Source organism: uncultured Enterovirga sp., from assembly GCF_964242715.1.
Taxonomy (GTDB): domain Bacteria; phylum Pseudomonadota; class Alphaproteobacteria; order Rhizobiales; family Beijerinckiaceae; genus Enterovirga.
The window spans coordinates 57,826-74,948 of the sequence record NZ_CAXTAZ010000020.1; the positions used below are offsets into that span (position 1 = coordinate 57,826).

16 protein-coding genes and 1 pseudogene are annotated in these 17,123 nt (G+C 65.2%); 11 read left to right on the forward strand and 6 right to left on the reverse strand.

The genetic code is table 11. The features are described 5' to 3' along the window. Nucleotides 1-140: 140 nt before the first annotated feature. On the reverse strand, nt 141-479 hold the full coding sequence (locus tag ACFE87_RS12050) for a UTRA domain-containing protein (RefSeq protein ID WP_375459874.1): 339 nt from the start codon (nt 477-479) through the stop codon (nt 141-143). A gap of 197 nt (nt 480-676) precedes the next feature. Here ACFE87_RS12050 and ACFE87_RS12055 point away from each other — a divergent pair, with 197 nt between their 5' ends. From ACFE87_RS12055 to ACFE87_RS12085, 7 genes and pseudogenes are all read left to right on the forward strand, one after another. After that, a complete protein-coding gene (locus ACFE87_RS12055; protein ID WP_375459875.1) occupies nt 677-1,267 on the forward strand; it encodes a DUF308 domain-containing protein in 591 nt (196 codons plus the stop codon). Between the two features lie 137 nt (nt 1,268-1,404). After that, nucleotides 1,405-1,854, forward strand: coding sequence for a MarR family transcriptional regulator (locus tag ACFE87_RS12060; protein ID WP_375459876.1), 450 nt, complete (start codon nt 1,405-1,407; stop codon nt 1,852-1,854). Nucleotides 1,855-1,906: 52 nt separating this feature from the next. Continuing rightward, a complete protein-coding gene (locus ACFE87_RS12065) occupies nt 1,907-2,662 on the forward strand; it encodes an alpha/beta fold hydrolase (protein WP_375459877.1) in 756 nt (251 codons plus the stop codon). A 119-nt stretch (nt 2,663-2,781) separates the two neighbouring features. Then, nucleotides 2,782-3,206: pseudogene (locus ACFE87_RS12070) on the forward strand (organic hydroperoxide resistance protein). 155 nt (nt 3,207-3,361) lie between these two features. Continuing rightward, nucleotides 3,362-4,744: an FAD-containing oxidoreductase gene (locus tag ACFE87_RS12075; protein WP_375459878.1), complete on the forward strand. Its 1,383-nt coding sequence runs from the start codon at nt 3,362-3,364 to the stop codon at nt 4,742-4,744. A gap of 154 nt (nt 4,745-4,898) precedes the next feature. Then, nucleotides 4,899-5,777 (forward strand): alpha/beta fold hydrolase, encoded by an 879-nt coding sequence (locus tag ACFE87_RS12080; RefSeq protein ID WP_375459879.1) that lies wholly within the window; start codon nt 4,899-4,901, stop codon nt 5,775-5,777. A gap of 523 nt (nt 5,778-6,300) precedes the next feature. Continuing rightward, a complete protein-coding gene (locus ACFE87_RS12085) occupies nt 6,301-7,221 on the forward strand; it encodes an NAD-dependent epimerase/dehydratase family protein (RefSeq protein ID WP_375459880.1) in 921 nt (306 codons plus the stop codon). A 735-nt stretch (nt 7,222-7,956) separates the two neighbouring features. Here the strand turns inward: ACFE87_RS12085 and ACFE87_RS12090 are convergent. From ACFE87_RS12090 to ACFE87_RS12100, 3 genes are read right to left on the reverse strand one after another with little or no spacing between them, the layout of a single operon-like run. After that, nucleotides 7,957-8,820 (reverse strand): alpha/beta fold hydrolase, encoded by an 864-nt coding sequence (locus ACFE87_RS12090; RefSeq protein WP_375459881.1) that lies wholly within the window; start codon nt 8,818-8,820, stop codon nt 7,957-7,959. 38 nt (nt 8,821-8,858) lie between these two features. Continuing rightward, complete coding sequence (locus ACFE87_RS12095; RefSeq protein ID WP_375459882.1) at nt 8,859-9,740, reverse strand: alpha/beta fold hydrolase; 882 nt, start codon at nt 9,738-9,740, stop codon at nt 8,859-8,861. Between the two features lie 2 nt (nt 9,741-9,742). Continuing rightward, on the reverse strand, nt 9,743-10,351 hold the full coding sequence (locus ACFE87_RS12100; RefSeq protein ID WP_375459883.1) for a TetR/AcrR family transcriptional regulator: 609 nt from the start codon (nt 10,349-10,351) through the stop codon (nt 9,743-9,745). Between the two features lie 77 nt (nt 10,352-10,428). Between ACFE87_RS12100 and ACFE87_RS12105 the strand changes: the two genes are divergently transcribed. Next, nucleotides 10,429-11,385, forward strand: a complete 957-nt coding sequence (locus ACFE87_RS12105) for an alpha/beta fold hydrolase (protein WP_375459884.1) — start codon at nt 10,429-10,431, stop codon at nt 11,383-11,385. Nucleotides 11,386-11,623: 238 nt separating this feature from the next. Here ACFE87_RS12105 and ACFE87_RS12110 read toward each other — a convergent pair whose 3' ends face one another. Further along, nucleotides 11,624-12,457: an IS701 family transposase gene (locus ACFE87_RS12110; protein ID WP_375459885.1), complete on the reverse strand. Its 834-nt coding sequence runs from the start codon at nt 12,455-12,457 to the stop codon at nt 11,624-11,626. Nucleotides 12,458-12,589: 132 nt separating this feature from the next. Here ACFE87_RS12110 and ACFE87_RS12115 point away from each other — a divergent pair, with 132 nt between their 5' ends. The 3 genes from ACFE87_RS12115 (at nt 12,590) to ACFE87_RS12125 (ending at nt 15,828) form a co-directional block, all read left to right on the forward strand. Further along, nucleotides 12,590-13,453, forward strand: a complete 864-nt coding sequence (locus ACFE87_RS12115) for an alpha/beta fold hydrolase (protein ID WP_375459886.1) — start codon at nt 12,590-12,592, stop codon at nt 13,451-13,453. A gap of 304 nt (nt 13,454-13,757) precedes the next feature. Next, the gene (locus tag ACFE87_RS12120) at nt 13,758-14,183 is read left to right on the forward strand and encodes an organic hydroperoxide resistance protein (RefSeq protein WP_375459887.1); all 426 of its coding nucleotides are present in this window, start codon (nt 13,758-13,760) and stop codon (nt 14,181-14,183) included. Nucleotides 14,184-14,727: 544 nt separating this feature from the next. After that, nucleotides 14,728-15,828, forward strand: coding sequence for an adenylate/guanylate cyclase domain-containing protein (locus ACFE87_RS12125; protein ID WP_375459893.1), 1,101 nt, complete (start codon nt 14,728-14,730; stop codon nt 15,826-15,828). 128 nt (nt 15,829-15,956) lie between these two features. Here the strand turns inward: ACFE87_RS12125 and ACFE87_RS12130 are convergent, their stop codons facing one another. Beyond that, nucleotides 15,957-16,985 carry an AraC family transcriptional regulator ligand-binding domain-containing protein gene (locus tag ACFE87_RS12130; protein ID WP_375459888.1) on the reverse strand — a complete coding sequence of 343 codons (1,029 nt, stop codon included), beginning with the start codon at nt 16,983-16,985 and terminating at the stop codon, nt 15,957-15,959. Nucleotides 16,986-17,123: the final 138 nt, after the last annotated feature.

Consider the following 17,123-nt stretch of genomic DNA (forward strand, 5'->3'; position numbering starts at 1 on the left):
TACTACCTCAATCCGACAGGGTTTGTCGCGCAAAATTGCTGGCGCGGCGATCCAGTCCGGAGCGGAGCAGGGGAGAGGGTCGGAAAACATCTGTTTCCCGCCGGCGTTCTGGCGTATTCTAACTCCTGGATGGGTGTCACCTATCGCCGAGTGCTCCGAGGGCAACGAGCCCGGAGTGTCGCGCTCGCAAGGCTGCCGTTGCGGGTGAACTCCGGGCGGGAGTGAAGCGCCTCGACCTGGTAGCTGAACCTGTCGCACCGGAACATCGAGACAGGAAACTGAACGGGTCGGTCGGCGCCGTCCCAAACGGTGCGGTGAAGCCGGAACACTGGATCGCCGGCCGCGATGTCGAGCAGGGGCGCGAGCCAGTCCGGGCAAGGCGCCGCCGACATGATCTGCCGCGAACTCGCCCCCTCGGCATCCTCCGTGAGCGGGCGGAACATGCTAGCTTCGAACCAGCCGTCGACGTCGTCAAGCATGCTCGCGGCCATGTCGCTGGGGCTACCCTGGCGGTAATCGGCGAGAGCCGCTGACCGCGGGCCACGGCGAGCTTGCGGAGCGGCATCTCGTTGGCAGGATCGATCAAGAATTCGGCAGCCTCCGACATTAGCACCAAAGGCAATGCGTGGGAGAAGCGAGGTCCGCCTGTTGGCAGACCACTTACAGAAGATTCGGCATGTCTACCCAATCGATCGATCACCAGCAGGCCCAAGCCACTTCGGGGTGGCTCAAAAGCTACTACTTCACCCGCTTTGCCTTCTCAGCAGTGTGGGTCGGAGTAGCTTTCTTTTTCGCGAAAGATGCCCCATTACTGGCCGCTATCATGCTGTTCGGCTATCCGGCATGGGATGCTCTAGCCAACTTCGTCGACGCCCAGCGCAATGGTGGCCTCGGCCGCAACAAGACGCAGCTGCTGAATGTCATCGTCAGCACGATCACCGCAATCGCCGTGGCCATTGCGCTTGGCAGCAGCATGAACAGCGTCCTCGGGGTCTTCGGCATCTGGGCCGGGTTCGCCGGCATTTTTCAGCTCGCCACGGCCGTCCGCCGCTGGAACACGTATGGCGCCCAATGGGCGATGATCCTGAGCGGCGCACAGTCCGCATTGGCCGGTTTCCTGTTCGTGAAGATGGCTGGCGGACCCGAGCCGGTCGGCATCACCACGGTTGCCCCTTATGCGGCCTTCGGCGCCTTCTACTTCCTGGTGGCAGCAGTCTGGTTGACGGTGAGTGACGCCCGCAAGCACTCGCTGAGCGCGGCGACATGAGACGGCGGCAACCAAGACCCTCTCGGGCGGCACATCCGGCCCCCCTTCCGGAAAGCCGCATCGTGCCGCCCCCGTGCGCTGCCCCTACCGTCTTCCCCCATTGCCAGCGGACACCTCTTCGGAAGGATCTGGCCGGCATGATTGACGATCAAGCACTGGTGTCAGGGGTTCGGAACCTGGCAGCCCTGGCTTCGCGCATCGAAGATCGACTGGTGCGGGAGAAGGGTGTGTCGCTCGCCCAGAGTCGGGGGTTGGAAGTCATCCTGCACACCCTGCGTGCCAGTTGGTCGGATCTCGCAACAGTGCTTGGCTTACCCCGAACGATAACGGAAGCACTCGACGCACTAGAGCGGGACGGCCTCATCACGAGGTCGCCCGACCCGGTGATCGGCGAGCGAAGACCCTGGCACTCACGGAAAAGGCATCACGATCGGGCGGCCGCGCAGGTCGCCCGCGATCAAGTTCGTGCCGTCATCTTCGGCGTTCTCACAGATGGCGAGAAGGACAGCCTCCTCACGACGTTTCAGCGGATGCGCGAAGCGGCGCAAGCGATCGATACCGAGGAACTGCTCAACCTCCCGGGCTAGTCAGGCCTCTGGATTTCAGACGTCCAATACCCCATCCGATAAGGAGTGAAAAATGACACGGTTCATTGCGAGAGTTGCTGCTGCCGTCGGCATGATGGCATCTGCCATACCAGTTTATGCCGCAGATCCCATCAGGAACATCGTCTTAGTCCACGGTGCTTATGCGGACGGATCGGGCTGGCGCGGGGTTGCGGACATTCTGAAGCGTGACGGCTACGACGTCACCGTCGTCCAGCAGCCCGAAACCTCGCTTGCCGACGACGTGGCAGCGACACAGCGTGCAATCAAGCAGAGTGGGGGCCCGGTGATCCTTGTCGGCCACAGCTATGGCGGGGTCGTCATCACCGAAGCGGGCAACGCGACCGAGGTGAAAGGTCTGGTCTACGTTGCCGCAGTTGCTCCCGAAGCCGGGGAGAAGATGGACGAGCTACGGGCAAAGTTCCCTCCCCCGACAAACAACATCATCACGAGTTCGGACGGCTTCCTGACGCTTGATCCAGCGACCTTTCACGCGGACTTCGCAGCAGACCTCCCAGCGGAAGATGCCGCCTTCATGGCGCGCTCTCAGGTTCCGATCAACATCAAGGCGATAACCGGCATTGTCAAAGAGGCTGCATGGCATTCGAAGCCTAGCTGGTACGCTGTCGCCACCGAGGATCGGAAGATCAACCCCGATCTGGAGCGGTTCATGGCTCAGCGCGCGGGGAGCACCAAGATCGAGGTCAAGGGGAGCCACGCAATCTATGTGTCTCAGCCGCAGGCCATTGCCAACCTGATCGAAATGGCTGCCAGGGGCTCCAGCAAGTAACGATCCAGTCGTGATGAGGTTCGTGGTGGTCGTTTTCGCTCAGGCGCGAAGTTTTCAAGTGGGCCCGATATTCGGGTCTACGATGACCGATGCCGTTCTCGGCGTGATGAGGAGCAACCATGACTGTCGACGTGAAATATCGCACGACGGCGACCGCAATCGGCGGCCGCGACGGGAAACCTCCACGAAGGATGGCGCGCTCGAGGTGAAGCTGGCGACGCCGAAGGAACTCGGCGGGCCCGGCGGGGAGGGTACCAACCAGGAGCAGTTTTTCGCGGCCGGCTATTCCGCCTGCTTCCTCAGCGCCCTGCGTCTTGTGAGTCGTCAGAAGAAGGTCAACCTTTCTGCCGACACGTCGATCTCGGCCACGGTCGGCATCGGCACGCGTGCCTAAGGCGGCTTCGGTCTTGTGGTTGAGCTCGTTGCCGACGTGCCGGGTCTCGACCATTCGAATGCGGAGCAACTCGTCTCGGCTGCCCATCAGGTGTGCCCGTACTCGAACGCGATCCGCAACAATATCGACGTGACCGTCAGCGTCGCCTGAGCGGAGCGGGTCTGCTTCGTCAGGCCCACTGCTGCCGGACTGGTGCTTAACCCGACGCAGGAGGATCTGGAGATGAGCCTCGACATGTCTTCTTTCCCCGGTTCATCGGAGGCCCGTGCTCGTTCGAGAAGCTCGGCCGCATCGGACGAGAGTCGATGAGCGCGCGGGCCTTCGACGCCATCATCATCGGCGCCGGCCAGGCGGGCCCGGCGCTCGCGGGGCGGCTGAACGATGCCGGAATTAAGGTGGCGATCGTCGAGCGTCACCTGGTCGGCGGCACCTGCGTCAACACGGGCTGCAAACCGACCAAGACGCTGATCTCGAGCGCCTATGCCGCGCACACGGCGCGACGCGGCGGCGACTATGGGTTTACCGTCGATGGCCCGGTCAGGATCGACATGCCGGCCGTGGCGGCGAGAGCCCGGAAAGTCATTCTGGACTCGCGCGCAAGCAACGAGACCTGGCTCGCCGGGATGCCCCGCGTGGAGCTAATCCGCGGTCACGCGCGTTTCGTGCGCCCGAACGTCGTCGAGGTCGGTCGCGAGCGACTAACCGCACCCCGCATCTTCATCAACGTCGGCGGCCGCGCCAGCGTGCCCGATCTGCCGGGCATAGACGACGTGGTCGTGCTCACCAACACGGACATGGTGGCGCTCGACGTGCTGCCGCGACACCTCATCGTCGTGGGCGGCAGCTACATCGGTCTGGAGTTCGCGCAAATGTACCGGCGCTTCGGCTCGGAGGTCACGATTGTCGAGCGCTCGGACCGACTGATCGCGCGCGAGGATCCCGACATCTCGGAGGAGGTTCGCGCCATCCTGGAGCTCGAAGGCATTACCGTCCGCACCGGAGCCGACTGCATCGGCTTCGCCCCGTCTGGAGCCGACATTGCAGTGTCGGTCGATTGCAAGAGGAACGGCGCGCCGACGATCGGTAGCCACGTGCTGCTGGCCGTCGGGCGGCGGCCCAACACCGACGATCTGGGGCTCGACGCGGCCGGTATCGCGACGGACGCCCGCAGCTACATTACGGTCGACGACCATCTGCAAACGAATGTGGCCGGCGTTTATGCGCTTGGCGACTGCAACGGGCGCGGAGCATTCACCCACACCGCCTATAATGATTTCGAGATCGTCGCCGCCAATCTGCTCGATGGGGAGGATCGCCGCGTCAGCCATCGGCTGACCGGCTATGCGCTCTACATCGATCCGCCGCTTGGCCGAATCGGGATGACCGTGGCCGAGGCGGCGAAGAGCGGTCGCCCGCTGCTGCACTCGAAACGCGCAATGACCCGCGTCGGCCGCGCGGTCGAGAAGGGCGAAGCGCTTGGGTTCATGAAGATCGTGGCAGACGCGGACACGCGGCGCATCCTCGGGGCAGCGATCCTGGGGACAGGCGGCGACGAAGCCATTCATGGCATCCTCGACATGATGAACGCCGATCAGCCCCTCGAAACGCTGCGCTGGGCGGTGCCCATCCACCCAACAGTATCGGAACTAATTCCGACGGTCCTCCTCGACCTGAAACCGAGCGACTGAGGCACTCGGCGACCCATGGTCCTTCATCTCTTGTGGTTCGTTAGCTGAACGCCTTCCAATGTGCGCAACACTCCCGGAGGTCCGCCCAGGTCGTGGTAGTTCCGTCGCACGCGGCGCTGGCCTTCTGGACGTTCAACGCAGGAGGAGCGGCGGCATGACAGCCGGGTGGAATTCGATCCGAGGCGTCGAGCGGTCGATGGTCGCCTCCGGCGGTATTCGATACCACACGGTGCGCGCCGGCTCCGGGACGCCGGTCATCCTGCTCGCGGGCTTCCCTCAGAGCAGCTACACGTGGCGGCGCGTTTTGCCGCTACTCGCGGCTCGCCATACGGTCATCGCCATTGACTTGCCGGGCCAAGGCGACAGCGACAAGCCGATCGATGGGTATGACACCAGGACGACGGCGGATCGACTTCATCACCTGATCCGCGGGACGCTCGGCCTGAGGCGCTTCTTTCTCGTCGGGCACGATATCGGATCCTGGATCACTTACCCGTATGCGGCCACTTACGGCGACGACATTTGGCGATGCGTGCTCATCGATGGCAACATTCCCGGTGTCACGCTTCCCAAGACCATCACGGTCGGGCCAGAAAACTGGAGAAGCTGGCATTTCCTCTTCCATCCGGTGCCGGACCTTCCCGAGATCCTGATCAGCGGGCGCGAGCGCGCTTATCTGGAGTGGTTTCTCTTCAGGAAAACGGCCAATCCGGCCGCTACCTACACGGATGCCGATCTGCAGGAATATGAGCGATGCCTCCGGCAGACCGGAAATCTGCGCGGCGCGCTCGGCTACTATCGGGCCGTATACGATAACATGGAGCACAATGCCGGGCTGCCGCGGGTCACGGTGCCCATGTTGGCGCTCGGCGGGGAATTCGGGTCTGCTCCGGAGCTCTACGAGGCGCTGCGTCCCCTCGGTGATCACGTGGAAGGTGGCGTGGTCGCCGAGTGCGGTCATTTCATTCCCGAGGAGAAGCCCGAACAGCTGTCCGAGCTGATGCTGACCTTCTTCGCCGCGCACCGTCCCTGACGCCGACACATGCGCCTCGCCAAAGCGCTCCGACCGACGGCGTCGGGACCCACCCGGCAGATGAAATGATGAGCGTCCCGTTGCCCCGTGATGCGGGCAGGGCCCCTTCTCCTCTCCTTGCACGTGCTGTTGCACATCGTGCGCCGGCCGGGAGAGGCGCTGACATCGGAGGTGATCGCGGCCTGGGGCGAGACGCACCCCGTGGTGGTGCGGCGCACCTTCGCGGGCTTGCGAGGCGGGGATCGTCACCTCCGAAAAGGGACACCGAGGCGGCTGGCGGGGCCGCCGGAGGATGTCACCCTGCTCGATTCAAGCGCGCGCTCGGGCCCGGCGCGGAGGCGTCGCCGCATTCGACGCGTCCCGAGTGCCTGATCGCGCGTGCGGTCGAGGAGGCGCTGTGCGACGCGCGCGCTGAAGCCGAGAGCCTGCTCGACCGTCGCCTGGAGGCGCTCACCCTGGCCGACCTCGACTTCTCGGTGTTGCACCTGCACGCCGCCTCGCCCCACCTCACGGGAGCCCTGTCTTGAACGTCTTCGTCACCGGCGCCGCCGGCTACATCGGTGGGTCGGTCGCGCACCGCCTCGTGCAGGCGGGCCACAGGGTCCGCGGCCTCGTCCGCCACAGCGTCCGGGCCGACGCGCTCTCGACGTTCGGCGTCACGCCCGTGGTCGGCGCGCTCGACGACGGCGACCTGCTGGCACGCGAGGCGCGCGCGGCCGACGCCGTGGTCAACGCCGCTGATAGCCGCCATCGCGCGGGACTGGAGGCGCTGATCGGCGGGCTGCTCGGCTCCGGCAAGCCGCTCGTCCACACCAGCGGCGTCGGCATGGTCTCGCGCGACGTGCAGGGTGACGCGACGGCGCAGGAGGCGATCGACGACACGTCGCCGGTCGAACCGGGCCCGCACCCCGCCCAGGCGTCGCTGCACGCGCAGGAGCGGCGCGTGCTGGAGGCGTCCGACGCGGGCATCCGCGGGATCGTGCTCTCCAACAGCCTGCTCTACGGCGATCCGCTCGGACCGCAGGCCGAGAGCGTGCAACTGCCGATCATGGTGCGCCAGGCGCGGGAAGACGCGCAGGCCCGCTTCGTCGGCCGGGGGGTCAATCGCTGGTCCAACGCTCATGTCGCCGACGCGGCGGCGCTTTACGTGCTGGCGCTGGAGAGCGCGCCTGCGGGCGCCTTCTATTTCGTCGAGAACGGCGAGGCCTCGTTCGCCGAGGTCGCCTCGGCCATCGCCCGCGGGCTCGGGCTCGGGCCGGCCCGCTCATGGACCCTGGAGGAGGCGGCCGCGCGTCTGGGGGAGGGGGCCGCCCGCTTCCTCCTCGGCTCCGACGCGCGGGTGCGCGCCCTCCGGGCGCGCAGCGAGCTCGGCTGGGCGCCCCGCCACGGGTCGGCCGGCGAGTGGATCAAGGGCGCCCTCGCGCGGGAGGAGGGCGGCGCGTGACCCTCACGCTCTACGCCTTCCCCTGGGGCGTCTATCCCCGCCGCGTGCTGATCCAGCTACGGGAGAAAGGCGCGACGGACGTCGATGTCGTGGACGTGGACATGGTCGCGGGACGTCGAGCGCCGAGACGATGGCCGGTATTCTCGGCCGTCGGCCACTTCATCGCGACGTGCTGCACCCGCCCGGCAGCGGCAAGCTCTACAACTGGAGTTCATGAAGGACGGGGAGTGGTTCGCGGTGGCGGTCGACGGCCCGCTTACCGTTTCGCATCGCGACGTCGGTCTGACAGCCGCGGCTCAGGGCGTCGGGATCGCCTTTGCGTACTGGCCGGACAAGTGGCCGCGTCCCTTGATCGACACCGGCGAGCTCGTGCCGCTGCTCGAAGCCTACTCGCCACCGTTACGCGGGGCCGGCGATGTGTCGGGAACGCTGACTGCAGGCGCCCGCCCGCGGACGCGATGCTCGTCCCGAAGGAAGTCCACGAGGACATGTCCGCGGGCGGGCGCGTCGCACGCCGTGGGTAATAGAGGTGCCAACCGGGATAGTTGCCGGCCACTGGCTGTACCTCCCGCGGTGATCGGGGTTTCCGTGCCACGCCATCTGGACCGGCACCGTCACTGGCGGATCGCAGGATCGCCGATTCCGTATCGGATCGGCGATCCTGCAATTGGGCTGGTGAGCTGGTCTTGCTGCTGTGGGCAGGTCCACGGCGAGAGTCCGGCCGCTCGCCTCCGCTCACGGGCCTGTCTTGGATACGAGGAAATCCACCAGAGCTCGCGTCACCTCGACCGGACGCTCCTCCGGCAACCAGTGCGCGCAGTCGGGGATGCTTCCGCCGGAAACGTCGATGGCGAACTCCTGGAGCATCGCGACGATCCGCGAGCCGTAGCGATGCTCCCCGCCGAGCGCCAGAACGGGAATCGTCAAGGGCGTTTTCTTCCAGGCGAGTGCGTTGGCGTGATCGGTCGGGAAGGCGCGGTACCATTCGAGGCCACCCCGCGTATTGCCGGGCTGCGCCAGGGCGCGAGCGAAGATCTCGATGTCTTCATGCTTAATCGCCCCGTGGTCGAAGATCCTGTCGAACACGAACGTCGAGACATAGTCGTACTCGCGCCCCTGGATAAGCCGCTCGGGAAGATCGCGCTTCATGTGGAACCCGAAGTGCCAAACTTTCGGATCCGTGAAATTGGCCTCCCACTGGCTCCAACCGGGCATCGGCGCGTCGAGGATCGCGAGACGGGTCACGGCGTCCCGGTGCCTGAACGCGAGCGCGAGGGCGACCATGGCCCCGATGTCGTGCCCGCAGACCGCGTAGAGTTGTAAGCCGAGCGCCTGCATCACGTTGTGGACGTCGTCGGCGAGGGTGGCCTTATCGTAGCCGCCCGCAGGGCAATCCGAATGGCCCGCCCCGCGCAAATCGAGCGCGACGACCGTATGTCCCTTGCCGAGCTCGGGCATCACCTTGTGCCATTCCCACCATGTCTGCGGGAAGCCGTGGAGGAGGACGAGCGGGGGCCCCTCACCGCCCATCACGGCGTGGATATTGACGTCCCCGGCCTTCACCACGCGATGTGCAAAGTTCTCCAGCGTCGCGTCCATGGGTTTTCCTCTCCATTTCGAGAAGCTCGTGCGCCGGCTCAACAGGCCGGCACGGGGCGCGGCCTTTCGAGGAAGTCCCTCATCGCGGACGCGAGCTCGAGCGGACGCTCTTCTGGCGGGTAGTGACCGCAGCGCTCGATCACCATGTCCTCAACGTCGCCAGCCACACGGCGGATCGTCTCCGACGAGGCGGCGCCGTATCCCCAATCACCGCCGACCGCGAGGACCGGCATGGGAAGCGGCGTCCGGCCCCACGCGCGGTTGTCGACACGGTCGGCAGGCAACGTGCGATAATAGCTGAAGGACGACCGCAACGCGCCCGGCCTGGCCAGCGCCCGAGCGTAATGTGCCATGTCGGCGGGCGAGACGGCCTCGGGATCGTACAATCCGACCTTCTCGCGCCGCATGAAGTGATCGACAAACAGGTGTTCCCTGCCTCGTACGAGTTCCTCCGAGATGTCTCCGGCCATGTTGAAACCGAAGTGCCAACTCCCGCCTTTCGCGACATCCATCGCCTCTTCCTGGCCGAAACACGGCAGGCTGCTCTCGATGAAGACGAGGTGGCTCACCTCTTCCGGCCACTGTGCGGCATAGGCGTAGGCGACGTGTCCGCCCAGGTCGTGGCCGACCAGCGCGATGTGCGAGAGTCCCAGCGCGTGGACGAACTCCCGGAGGTGCCGAGAGATCGTCTTCTTGTCGAAACCGCCTTCAGGCTTCGACGAGTAACCGAAGCCCGGTAAGTCGGGAGTGACGACGTCGTATCGGTCGCTGAGGAGGGGTACGATCCGCCGCCAAGCGAACGATGTCTGCGGCCATCCGTGCAACAGCACGACGGGCTGTCCGCCGTGCCCGGCTCGACCGAAGGCGAACCGCACGTCGCTCGTGCGCACCGACTGGTACGCTCCGATCTCGTCACTCATCGTCACTCTTCCGAAGACAGACGTGCCGCAACGCCCGCGACGACGTCGTCGACAATCTCCCGCAGTGCCTGCGGCGCGACGCCGTCCCGCGCCTGGATCGAGATCCCTTGCATGACGGCAGCCAGATGCCGAGCCAGCCGCTGCACCTGATCGTCCTCTGCAAATGAAGAAAGTGCCTGCACGATCCTCTCGCGTAGCGCCTCCCGCCGCGCGGCAGCATCGCGGGCCAGGACGGCATGGCCAGGATGACAGGCGATGAGGCCGCTCGATATCATGCAACCCCGCTCGTGCTCGCGATGCGTGACGTTCGTGACAGCCCCCTCGAGCAGCACCCGCACCGCGTCCGGCAGCGACTTTGCCGATCCGATCACCGCCACATCCAGGCAGCCCAGCGTCTCCTCGTACCGAGTCATCGCTTGCTGGTAGAGGCCCGTTTTGCTGCCAAAGGCGGCATACAGGCTCGGCGGCGCGACCCCGATCGCCTTCGTCAGATCTCCGATCGACACGCCCTCATAGCCATGGCGCCAGAACAGCAGCATGGCGGTTTCGATGGCCGCATACCGATCAAAGCTCCACGGCCGTCCGCCGCGCGCTTTCGCACTCTGTTCCATAGCGGTCACTAAACTACGGCTTGACACGCCTCGTCAAGGAGCTTGAATAGCGATCACTAAACAATAGGACGTGGTTCGTGGATCATACCCGCCGTCACTTCATGACCATTGCCGCTGCCATCGGCGCGAATGCCGTGCAGCCTGAGAACGCTTCGGCTCAGGCGCATGTGTCAGCCAGCAAGGAAGCGCCCGTCAGGACGAGCACTGACGGCAGATTGTTCTCCGTTCGCTCGGCCGATGGCACGGTGCTGGCGGCCGAGGCTAAGGGCGACCTGGCAGCGCCCGAGGTCCTGTTCATCCACGGCCTGCGTCAGAGCCGATTGAGCTGGGACAAGCAGTTCGCCGATCCCGCTCTGGCGGGCTTGCGCATGGTGCGCTTCGACCTGCGCGGGCATGGCGACTCCGACAAGCCTGCTGCCCTCGAGGCCTACTCCGACGCGGATTGCTGGGCAGACGATGTCGCCGCCGTGATCGCGGCGGCAAAGCTGCGCCGCCCTATTCTCGTGGCCTGGTCGCTCGGTGGCTACGTGGCTGGAGCGTACCTGCGCAAGCACGGCGGCTTGGGCATCGCCGGCGTCAACCTGGTCGATGCCGTGACCAAGCTGTCGCCGGACCTGTTCACGCCGCTCACGGTCGATTTCATCCGGACCACGACCTCGCACGACTTGGCAGAGCGCGTTGCGGCGACGGCAGAGTTCCTCGCCGCCTGCTTTCACCAGCCTCCGACCGACGGCGAGTTCCGGCACATGCTCGTCGTCAACGGCATGACACCGCGCGCAGCGTACGAGGGCTTCTTGCAGACCTCGACCACCGACCTCGAACCCGTCTTCGCAGCCTATGGCGGTCCGATCCTGCTAACGCACGGTGCACACGACCGCCTCGTTCGCAAAGCGATGTCGGAGCGCATCCTGTTGCTCAAGCCGGGAAACCGTTTGTCCGTGTTCGCAGAGAGCGGGCACAGCCCGTTCTACGAGGAGCCGAGGCGCTTTGGGCGTGAGCTTGCCGCCTTCATCGCAGCGGTTAACAAGGCCTGAGGCACACCCATGGCGCCGGAGCCGAACGCCTTCCCAGCTGCCACTTCCGCGATCCACTCGATACGGTAATCAAGGCGTCGTCTCCGGTGTCCGCTTCGGAGATCCTCGCCAGATCCGCTCGATGACCGCTGGTGAAATTTCATGGGATGGCCCGCCCCTCCGGCATTGTCGGCGCTACGCTGACGGAGACCCTGGATGAGCGGACGATGATGCTCGGGGTCGCGCCGGCTACGACGGATCAGGAGGAAGCGCTCGAACCCGTCCGGCCGCGTCCAGGGCAACGGGATCCTGGCCCAGTCGTAGAGGCGCATGCCCTTGGCGCCTTCCCCAGCGGCATGCGTCGCCCATGCCTCGGGCGGGAGCTCGTCGGCCATCGTGGCCGGGTCGGTCTGGACGAGCGCCCAACCGTCCAGAAAGCGCAGATGGTGGTTGGAACGCACGGCCAGCACGTAGGGCTGGTCCCGCTCCTCCAGCATCCGGCGCAGCTGCGTGTCGGAGCCCTAGAGCGCGTCTGCCAGCACAAGGCGCAGGATGCGCCGGCATCGAGGGCCGCGGCCACGAGGTTGCACGCGATCGCGGGCTTGGTCGCGAAGGCGATCTCGGCCGGCACGCCCGCCCTGGCCCGGCGCTCCCCATCCCCGGCCCAGGCCTCGGGCAGGTAAAGGCGTCGGTCGATCAGCGCCTGGCCGAAGCGGCTCGCATAGGCCAGGAACACGCCGACCTGCGCGTTCTCGATCCGCCCGGCCGTTCCCGAATACTGCCGCGCCACCCCGATCGAGTGGGTGCCCTTCTTCACGAACCCCGTCTCGTCCACGACCAGCACGCCGTGCGGATCGCCAAGCGCTTCCAGCACGTCGGCCCGAACCTGATCGCGAAGGGCATCAGCCTCCCAGCGGCTGCGCCCGAGAAGCGCTTGCATCCGGGCGGGATGGTCCAGCCCCGCCTGCTCGGCCATCAGCCAACCGGTCTTGCGCTCAACCCCGGACAGCAGCCCGTCCAGAAACACCCCTGCCGTCTCGCGCAGCTCGCGCCGGCCAAACCCCGGGCCGATCCGCGCCTTCAACGCCGACACGCTCGGCCTCCCAGGCCGCCAACGATCCCGACCAGTGCGCAACCCGCATCGCCAGCGCCCTCCAAATCGCGCCAGCAAAGCATCATCAACTCACATCCACAACTGTAGTACTAGCGAACACGGACAAACGGCTTGAGCGGCATCGCGTTGGCAGGAACGATCAAGAATTCGGCAGCCTCCGACATCAACAGCACCGATCGGACGTGGGAAAAGCGCGCCACCCAAGGAAGAGGACCGATGACCATGCTATGGCAGACGCTAACTGCTGGAACAGCCATTCTAGCCGCCGCTCTCACGGCGCCTGCGGTTTCCGCCGCCCCTGCCCGTAACGTCATCTTGGTGCATGGCGCACTTGCTGATGGATCGGGCTGGAAGGGTGTCTACGACCGTCTGAAGGCTAAGGGCTACAAGGTGTTCGTTGTCCAGCAGCCGCAGACCACTGAGGAAGAGGACGTTCAGGCGGTGCAACGAGCTATCGCGCTGCAGGATGGTCCTGTTGTGCTCGTCGCTCACAGCTATGGCGGTCAACTCATCACCGAGGCCGGCTCCGATCCCAAGGTGACGGCGCTGGTCTATGTTGCGGCGGCAGTGCCCGAGGTCGGCGAGAGCCTAACTGACCTTTTCAAGCGGGTTCCGTCTCCAACCGGTGAAGACATCAGACCTACCGGTGACGGCTTTCTCATGCTCGATCCAGCTAAATTTCGTGATGCTTTCGCAGCCGACCTCCCCACGAGTCAAACCGACTTCATGGCCAACTCGCAAGTCCTGATCTCTGCAAAGGCCTTCGAAACAAAGACCAAGGTGGCTGCCTGGAAGAAAAAGCCGAGCTATGGCATCGTCGCTCAGTTGGATCGGACCGCTAGTCCGGAGCTTGTGCGCTTCATGTACACGCGGGCGAATGCGAAGATCACCGAAATCCCTGGGGCCAGCCATGCCGTCTTCATATCGCATCCGGACAAGGTTGCCGCTGTAATCGAGGAGGCCGCGAGCCACTAGCAGCGCTAAGTGACCATACGCTTTGCGCGGCTATGCGGCGCGCTGCGCACGGCGGACTGAGACGGCGGCAGCGGCGCAGGGCGCTCGCGACCAGGTTCGTGCAAAAACTATCTTAGGCGCTCTCACGGATGCCGGGAAGGACAAGCTCGTGAACATGCTGCAGCGGATGTGCGAAGCGGCCCTGGCAATCGACACCGAGGAACCGCTCGACGTTCCGGACTAGGCGTGACGCACCCCGCATTCCTGAGGACATCCCATATTCGCCCCACGAAGACGCATGCCGTTCTCATTGAAAGGAGCAATCATGACTATCGACGTCAAATATCGCACAACGGCGACCGCGGTCGGCGGCCGCGACGGGAGAGCCTTCACAAAGGATGACACGCTCGACCTGAAGCTGGCGACGCCAAAGGAACTCGGCGGGCCGGGTGGAGAGGGGACAAACCCCGAGCAGCTGTTCGCCGCTGGGTATTCGGCCTGCTTCCTAAGCTCCCTGAAACTGGCGGGCAATCAGCAGAAAGTTGAAATCCCGACCGACACTTCTGTTACGGCGATGGTCGCCATTGGCCCCCGTACTGAAGGCGGCTTCGGTCTCGCTGTTGAGCTCCTTGTTGACTTGCCGGGTCTCGACCGGTCGGCCGCGGAGCAACTCGTCGCGGCTGCCCATCAGGTGTGTCCGTACTCGAATGCAACCCGCAACAACGTCGACGTCGCCGTCAGCGTCGCCTGAGTTGGTGGGCCTGCTTACTGAGTCCTCCGTCCGGCGTGATCACAAGGATCTGCCGCCGAGCCCCGTGAGGGAAGCGACCGCATCGGCTTTCCGCCCCGGCAAGGGGCCGTTTCAGCGTTTCAGAGCAATGCAGGACAATACCGCGAGTGATCCTCGACAGAGGAACTCGTCGACCAAACCGAGCAACAGCGGAAGCGCCGCGTGCGACTCCTGACGCGATAAGTACCCCGCTCCTTTGCGCCGACCCTGGCCTGACTGATCGCCTGACGCCATGAACCCATGAAGGATTGCATTGCGAGCATGCCGACGCTTCGGCTGCGCCTACGCGGGGCTGCAACGCTCAGTCCGACACTTCGGGGCGCCTGTCAGCTGGGATGGTCCTCTGCTCAGACCAGGAGACCAGGAGCCGAATCGATGTCCCTCAACGACGCGCACGCATTCGCATTTAGCATCGCTACCACGCTGATGGCGGCATCTACGCGCTCTGCTGCTTCCGTCACCCTGGCAGGATGGCGAGATAGTGAGACGGCGTAAGAATGCCGGTATGCGTTATCACCGGTCCTGGCTATGGCTTGTCGCGCCCGCTCTCGGGGCACTTGCCGGCCTTCTCTATTCTGTCACGTTCGCTGCCGACACTCTCACGGGCTCGGCTGTTCGCGGCGCATTCGTGGGCGCGCCGATCCTGCTCTATGAGCGCGGCTTCCTTCTCCCCCGCTGGCGCTACCGGGTGCGGCAGGCCGCAACGCCGCTCTTCGCGGCCGCAACGATCGCGACCTACGCCGCGATGATCGTGCTCGGCAACATGGCCGCCGGCACCGTTCTGCACCATGGGCTGGGGCACATGCAGAACGCACGCGAGGCGATGATGATGTCGAGGTCGGGCTTCCTCTATTCGCTTGGTGCCTCGGGTTTCATCGTGTTCGTGTTCCGGGTGCGCGACCTTATCGGACCAGCCCTGTTCAACAACCTGCTGCTCGGCCGTTATCATCGCCCGACGAACGAGGAGCGCGTCTTCCTGTTTCTCGACGTGTCGGGATCGACGCGCTTCGCAGCCCATCATGGGGACCTCGCCGCCCAGGCCTATCTCGGCCAGATCTTCAACGCGCTCGCTTTGCCGGTGCGGCGCTCGCGCGGGTCGATCGACGACTACATCGGCGACATGGCCCTGGTGACCTGGACCATCGAGCGCGGCGCCCGCGACGCGGCGTGCCTGCGCTGTGTGTTCGATCTGGTCGATACAATCGCCGCCGATGCAGCTGCGTGGAAGGCCCGCTTCGGACAGGTGCCTGAGTTCCGCGCAGCCCTCCATTGCGGCCCGGTGGTGACGGCCGAGATCGGTTTCGAGCGCCATAAGATCGCGTATTTCGGCGATGTCGTAAACACGACAGCGCGCCTGGAGGCCTTGTCCAAGACGCTCGGCGTGCCGGTGCTGGTATCCGCCGACCTCTTGAGCTGCATAGGCACGCTGCCGGACGAGTTCATGGCAGAGGATCTGGGCTCCCACGCGATCCGCGGACGCAACGAAGCTCTGCAAGTCTCGGGCGTCCGACGACGCGAGCGAACTTCTCCTTCCGGGAAAGGGGCGCTCGACCTACCACAACATGGCCGACAGGTGTGGGGCCGCCTCCAGGTCGGCCGTGTGTGATCCTTAGACGAACTGCTCCACCGTCGGCCGCAAAAGCGCTCCCGCGTCTTCCTCCGCCCCTGTGCGGACTTGAGAGCAGGTAGGCCCAGCGCGCTGCGGAGACTCTCTGGCGGCATTCGAAGCCTTCCTCACCTTGGGGCCCGGCCACGGAACTCCAGCGGCGAGATTCCCTTCCAGCGCTTGAACGCACGTGAGAAACTCGCCGTCTCTGCGAACCCCAAGGCCTGCGCCACAGCCTCGATCGACACGCGAGTGTTATGGAGCAGGTCGGTCGCTCGCTGCTCGCGAACATGCTCCACCATCCGGTGGAAGGTTAGCCCATGGGCGGCCAGTTTTCGATAGAGCGTCCGCTCTGAGAGCCCAAGCATCCGGCTTGCCTGCCCCACGCCTGAAAACTGCGGCGGTGATCGCACTAAGAGCGCGTACACGCGGCTTACGATCTCGTCACTGACCCGGGCCTCGTCGACGAGACGCGCGCAAAGCTTGCCGTAGCCCTCCTCGAGCAGCGGGCTGGCCAAGGGAAGCGGCGCTCCTGCGACTCCGGGCTTGAAGATCCATCGGGTGACGGGAGCTCCGAAATCGACAGGAATGCCGAGCACAGCTTCGCACTCATGCCGTCCGTTGCCCGCGTCGAGCACCGTCTCAATCCGCGAGACAGGAAAGAGGGACGGATGCATGTCGTTCAGGATCTGGGTGACGGCTCCGAGGGCCCGTTCTTGGGAGAATTCTCGGTAGCCCGGCGGAACCTGCATGTCGTCCGCAGCGATCGCGATGAGTTCGCCGGCGCTCTCGACGAGTTCATACTGCATCAGCGAATAGGTCAGGGCCGTGAAGGACATGAGCAACCGCAGCCCCGCACCGAAGGTGCCTGCGGTCAGGACCGCGAGACCGAGCGGCCCGTAGGCCATCAGCCGATATCGCAGCCCCATCCGAAACCAAGCGCCGGGCATGTGCCGGGTGGCCTGCACGAAGGCTTCCTGAAGGCGACATTCCTGGGCGCCTGACACGACGCCGTTAGGCTCATCGATGATGCTGCAAGCGATGCCTGCCTGCGACAGCAGCGGTGTCCACGGCAAGTCGGCGTCTCTCATGACCGAAGCCATGATCCGCGCGCTCTGATTAGGCAGGCGGATCGCGGCGGACGACTCGAGCCTCACGGACATCCCTCCCTACGAGACGACAATCTTCGAGCGCGGCGCGGCGCGGCTAGCACTGCGGCACGGCGGGCTCTGGGGAGCGAAAGGCGCCCCCGTCCACGTCCAGTCTCTCGGCTTCGGAGAGGGCGGCCGCGATCA

Excerpts from the sequence above, each read along its gene's own strand:
- ACFE87_RS12050 (WP_375459874.1), bottom strand. The coding sequence starts at position 479 with ATGCTTGACGACGTCGACGGCTGGTTCGAAGCTAGCATGTTCCGCCCG.
- ACFE87_RS12055 (WP_375459875.1), top strand. The coding sequence starts at position 677 with ATGTCTACCCAATCGATCGATCACCAGCAGGCCCAAGCCACTTCGGGG.
- ACFE87_RS12060 (WP_375459876.1), top strand. The coding sequence starts at position 1,405 with ATGATTGACGATCAAGCACTGGTGTCAGGGGTTCGGAACCTGGCAGCC.
- ACFE87_RS12065 (WP_375459877.1), top strand. The coding sequence starts at position 1,907 with ATGACACGGTTCATTGCGAGAGTTGCTGCTGCCGTCGGCATGATGGCA.
- ACFE87_RS12075 (WP_375459878.1), top strand. The coding sequence starts at position 3,362 with ATGAGCGCGCGGGCCTTCGACGCCATCATCATCGGCGCCGGCCAGGCG.
- ACFE87_RS12080 (WP_375459879.1), top strand. The coding sequence starts at position 4,899 with ATGACAGCCGGGTGGAATTCGATCCGAGGCGTCGAGCGGTCGATGGTC.
- ACFE87_RS12090 (WP_375459881.1), bottom strand. The coding sequence starts at position 8,820 with ATGGACGCGACGCTGGAGAACTTTGCACATCGCGTGGTGAAGGCCGGG.
- ACFE87_RS12095 (WP_375459882.1), bottom strand. The coding sequence starts at position 9,740 with ATGAGTGACGAGATCGGAGCGTACCAGTCGGTGCGCACGAGCGACGTG.
- ACFE87_RS12100 (WP_375459883.1), bottom strand. The coding sequence starts at position 10,351 with ATGGAACAGAGTGCGAAAGCGCGCGGCGGACGGCCGTGGAGCTTTGAT.
- ACFE87_RS12120 (WP_375459887.1), top strand. The coding sequence starts at position 13,758 with ATGACTATCGACGTCAAATATCGCACAACGGCGACCGCGGTCGGCGGC.
- ACFE87_RS12125 (WP_375459893.1), top strand. The coding sequence starts at position 14,728 with ATGCGTTATCACCGGTCCTGGCTATGGCTTGTCGCGCCCGCTCTCGGG.